The sequence below is a fragment of the uncultured Actinomyces sp. genome (assembly GCF_963526355.1).
In the GTDB taxonomy this organism is placed as follows: Bacteria; Actinomycetota; Actinomycetes; order Actinomycetales; family Actinomycetaceae; genus Actinomyces.
Genome location: NZ_CAUROW010000140.1, coordinates 1 through 4,123 on the forward strand (window position 1 = coordinate 1; position 4,123 = coordinate 4,123).

The following is a 4,123-nucleotide window of genomic DNA, read 5'->3' on the forward strand; positions in this document are numbered from 1 at the left end:
GTTTACACCGCGTCGGTCGTCGGTTCGAGTCCGGCCGGGTCCACCACAAGCTCCGCACACGAGACACGAGCCCTTGGGTCGTGCGATAGCCTGTTGATCAGCTGGAGGAGGCGGAATGATTAACGATCAGGCGCGAATCCCGGCGGAGCTGGCCGAGGCGTTATCGGAGAACGAGGCGGCGGAGAAGGCATTCGCGGCTCTGCCTTCATCGCACCAGAACGAGTACCTGCGCTGGATCAGTGAGGCGAAACGTGCCGAGACCCGCCAACGCAGAGCTGCCAAGGCTGTGGAGATGATGGTCGACAAGCACGGCTGAGGCCGCTTCGCGGTTCTTGCCGGTTCAATGTTGCGGCGACGGGGGCGGCAAGGTCAGCAGACAGATTTCGCGAGCTCTGTGAAACGTTGGTTCGTCACTCGGGGTCGGTGCTGAAGAGCTGAGAACGGCGCTGCGCGCGAAGAGTAGCCTGATCGTCGATCCAGCGCTCCCACTGTGTGGCGTGCTCCCGCTCGTACGCACTCAAAGGGACGGTCAGTCCGGCGTCGATGAAGACGTCTAGGATCATGAGAGACGGCTCGGGAACCGGTATGTCCCAAGGGATCAGCCCCCATGGTCCCTCTGGGCTCAGGAGAATCTGTGAGCGGTTGAGATCGTGCAGATCGTTGAAGTGCTCATCCTCACCGGCTTCGGAGTACCAGTACCAGCGTCCCAGCCTGAAGGACTCCCAGACGTGGCTCCAGTTCTGATAGCGCGTGCGCAGCGCCTGATCCAGCAGTGCCAGGGTGTCCCACGCCTCAGCCTCCTGCAACCAGTTCAGCGCCGCGCCGCATCGTGTCAGCATGGCGGCACGGACCATGTCCCAGGCCAAGAAGTCCACATTCTGGATGCCTCGGTCGTTGTTCCGCATGCGTTCCCGGCGCCACAGCATCTCGGTAGCGTCCTGTGTTGCGGTGCCTGTCTCTCTCAGCTCCTGATAATCAGCCTTCGCCAGCGAGGCGTCGACCCACCGGGCGCGTTCGGCGCCGAACTCACCACGGTTGCCGGGGGTGATCAGCCAAAAGATCTGAGCGAGGAGATCGGTGCGGGAGTGAATGTCCCAGGTGTGGGCGAGCATGTCCCGTGTCTCATCGATATCGGAGCAGGTTAGGCGGTCCCATGGGTCCTGGTGGCATAGGGCGTACGGTGCCGAGATCGCCACAAGTCGTTCATACGGGCCAGGGATGAACCCAGAGGGGTTGGAGCTTCTGACGGGACGGTGGTGCTCGGTGAGCTCACTCCATACGGACTCATCACTCTCGGCGGGTGAGGATGCGGCAGACGCCTGATGTTGTTGGGAGTTTTGACGGACTGATCGGAGTAGCCGGGCGGCGCCGATGGTGCCGAAAATAGCCAGCGTAATGACGACAAGCAGAACCTGTGGGCGCATGAAAGTATTGTGCACTATATTTACGTCCCGGTGCGAGGCGTGTCAGCCTGGTGCGACAGCACGAGGCGGTGTGAGATGACAAGAAGCATCGAGGGGGCGGCGTGCCCGTGGGGGTTGGACGGCGTTCCTGCGGCTACTGCGCCCGCGATCAACCTGCGCAAGCGTCAACCCGCGGGGCGGTGTGCCAGGTGGTGTGCGTCACCGGACTCCTGTGGTTCTGCCGCTCGGTCGGAGAGGAATCTGCCCGGAATCTGGCTGGAATCTCGGTACCGGCTAGGAGCCGTCAACACTGGCTGGGTGTCCGGATCGTAGCGTCTCCCCAATGGTCGGGAACAGGCCGTCCCGGCGTGCTCTACCATCTGTGGAGGAGTTGGTCTTTGCGGTAGGAAACGGATGGTCATGACGGAACGCTTCAGGCACCTGCTGCCCGTGGTTCTCGGGGGCGACATTGGCGCCTACGCCCTGGCTCGGCAGCTTCACGAGGTCACCGGCGCCTCGGTGACGATCGTGGCCGCGGATCCGATCGTAGCGATCTGCAAGTCGGCCTACATCACCGTTGTCCATCAGGAGGCCGGAGCGGCCCCGGAGCGGACGATCGCGCTGCTGCGGCATCTGGTCCAGGGGCGCGATCCTCGCAGTGCGGTCCTCATGGCCAACACCGATGCCGCAGCGGCCATGATCTCCGCTCACCGCAGTGAGCTCGAGCCCACCTATGTCCTACCCTTCCCGGACATCGACGTGCTCGACGCCGTCAGTGACAAGGCCTCCTTCTCCCGACTGTGCGCCGAGGTGGGGGTGCTCACGCCTCGGGAAGTGGTCGTCGACCTGGCCGACCCCGACTGCGATCCCCCGACCTCCGCCTCTGAGCTCGGTCTGGAGTTCCCGCTCGTGGCTAAGGCCGCCATCGGCGCCGACTACGATCGCATCTCCTTCCCCGGCAAGCGCAAGATCTGGTTCATCGACGACGCCGCCGAGCTGGCCGGCATGTGGAAGAGCCTCAAGGAAGCCGGCTACCGCTCCACCTTCCTGGTCCAGGAGTGCATCCCCGGCGACGACACAGCCATGCGCTCGGTGACCGCCTACATGGACTCCACCGGCGAGCTGCGCCTCATCGGTTCGGCGCGAGTTCTCCTGCAGGACCACGCCCCGACCATGATCGGCAACCCGGTCGCCATGATCACCGAGGCCTTCCCCGACCTGTGGGACGCCACGAGCCGTCTGCTGCGCCACGCCGAATACCGTGGATTCGCCAACCTCGACATCAAGGTGGACCCCCGCGATGGGCGGGAGCTCTTCTTCGAGGTCAACCCCCGTATCGGCCGCAACTCCTTCTATCTGACCGCCGCCGGCGCCAATCCCATGGCTGTCATGCTCAAGGACCTGGTCCTGGACCAGCGCGACGAGCCCGTTGAGGTCACCCGGCAGGTCCTCTATTCCCTGGTCCCCGACGGCGTCATCGCACGTTACGTGTCCGATGAGGCGCTGCGCCGCAAGGCCAAGAGTTTGGGCCGGGGCATCGACCCGCTGCGCGACCCGGCCGAGCGATCACTTCGCCGACGTGTGACGATCGAGCTCCAGCGCCTCAACCACTACCGCAAGTTCGCCCGCAACTATCCGCAACGAGTCGACAGGTCCCGCTGAATGCCCGAGAACGAGAACATGCCCGACAGCACCGCCCCCGACACCACGACTGACGCCACGACCGATACTGCCGCACAGACCCCCGAGAAGGCTCAGAGGACTCAACCGGAGGAGAATGCTCGCAAGGACGAGAAGTCCGCGCAAAAGGTCGACAAGCCTGCCAAGGCCGATAAAACTGCCAGAGCTGACAAGCCCAAGGCCTCTCGGCCCACGCACCCTGAGCCGGTGCACTCCACCTCGGACCGTTCCGAGACCCTGCGGCGGGTCGACGGGCGCGAGATGCGACTGGCCGTGGGCAACAGCCCGTTCCCCGTCGAGCAGACCGAGGCCTGGGAACGCTTCGAGGAGGCCATGGGCCGCCCGTTGTGGGGGCGCTACCTCTACGAGGATGACGGCAAGCCGGTGGCTGCCATCGCCCTGTACCGCTACAGGATGGGGGGACAGACCTTCCTGTGGGCCAAGCACGGCCCGGTCTGGCTCAAGGAGCAGTCACCCGAGCGTGAGGCTCACTTGCGCCGGCTGCTGCGCCTGGTGGTCAAGGAGCGCGACCGCTCGGTGCGCTTCATCCGCATGCATGCCCGCTACCGCGACACCGACCTGCGGGAACTGCTGTCCACCATCACCTACGACCGTACCTACGTCATCGACCTGGTACCCAAGACGCCCGAGAAGATGGCGGCGGTCATGCCCAAGGACGGGCGTCGCGCGGTCAAACGCGCCGAGCGCGTGGCCCGTGAGGCAGGCTGCACCATCAGTGATGAGACCGGCCTGAGCCGTGATGAGTTCGACAAGGTCTACGAGGTTCTGCGCGAGACCGCCGAGCGCGATGGCTTCAAGCCTCACGACGCTGAGGTCTACTGGACCATGCTGACGGCCCTGGGGGAGAAGAACGCCCGCCTGTTCGTATTGCGTAAGGACGGCGTGCCCCACGCATGGGACCTCATCCTCACCTCCGGCAAGGACTCCGTGGCCTACTACGGTGCCTCCTCCAACGAGTCGCGCACCTTCCGCGGGGCCGAGGCCCTGGACTGGTGGGCCGCCTGCACCCTGGCGCAGGA

4 protein-coding genes are annotated in these 4,123 nt (G+C 64.8%); 3 read left to right on the plus strand and 1 reads right to left on the minus strand.

Going from position 1 to position 4,123, the window contains the following annotated elements:
* The first annotated feature begins 115 nt into the window (after positions 1–115).
* Entirely contained in the window at positions 116–316 is a 201-nt protein-coding gene (locus RWR81_RS12765; protein WP_314458096.1) for a YdeI/OmpD-associated family protein, read from the plus strand.
* Positions 317–410: 94 nt separating this feature from the next.
* Here the strand turns inward: RWR81_RS12765 and RWR81_RS12770 are convergent, their stop codons facing one another.
* A complete protein-coding gene (locus tag RWR81_RS12770) occupies positions 411–1,112 on the minus strand; it encodes a DUF1266 domain-containing protein (protein WP_314458097.1) in 702 nt (233 codons plus the stop codon).
* Between the two features lie 711 nt (positions 1,113–1,823).
* Here RWR81_RS12770 and RWR81_RS12775 point away from each other — a divergent pair.
* Together RWR81_RS12775 and RWR81_RS12780 are read left to right on the plus strand one after the other, a co-directional pair.
* A complete protein-coding gene (locus tag RWR81_RS12775) occupies positions 1,824–3,065 on the plus strand; it encodes a carboxylate--amine ligase (protein ID WP_314458098.1) in 1,242 nt (413 codons plus the stop codon).
* A partial coding sequence (locus RWR81_RS12780) for a GNAT family N-acetyltransferase (RefSeq protein WP_314458099.1) occupies positions 3,066–4,123 on the plus strand: 1,058 nt, incomplete at its 3' end.

What these genes read in the sequence shown, in the direction of transcription:
- RWR81_RS12775 (WP_314458098.1), top strand. Translation starts at nt 1,824, where the DNA reads ATGACGGAACGCTTCAGGCACCTGCTGCCCGTGGTTCTCGGGGGCGAC.
- RWR81_RS12770 (WP_314458097.1), bottom strand. Translation starts at nt 1,112, where the DNA reads ATGCTCGCCCACACCTGGGACATTCACTCCCGCACCGATCTCCTCGCT.
- RWR81_RS12765 (WP_314458096.1), top strand. Translation starts at nt 116, where the DNA reads ATGATTAACGATCAGGCGCGAATCCCGGCGGAGCTGGCCGAGGCGTTA.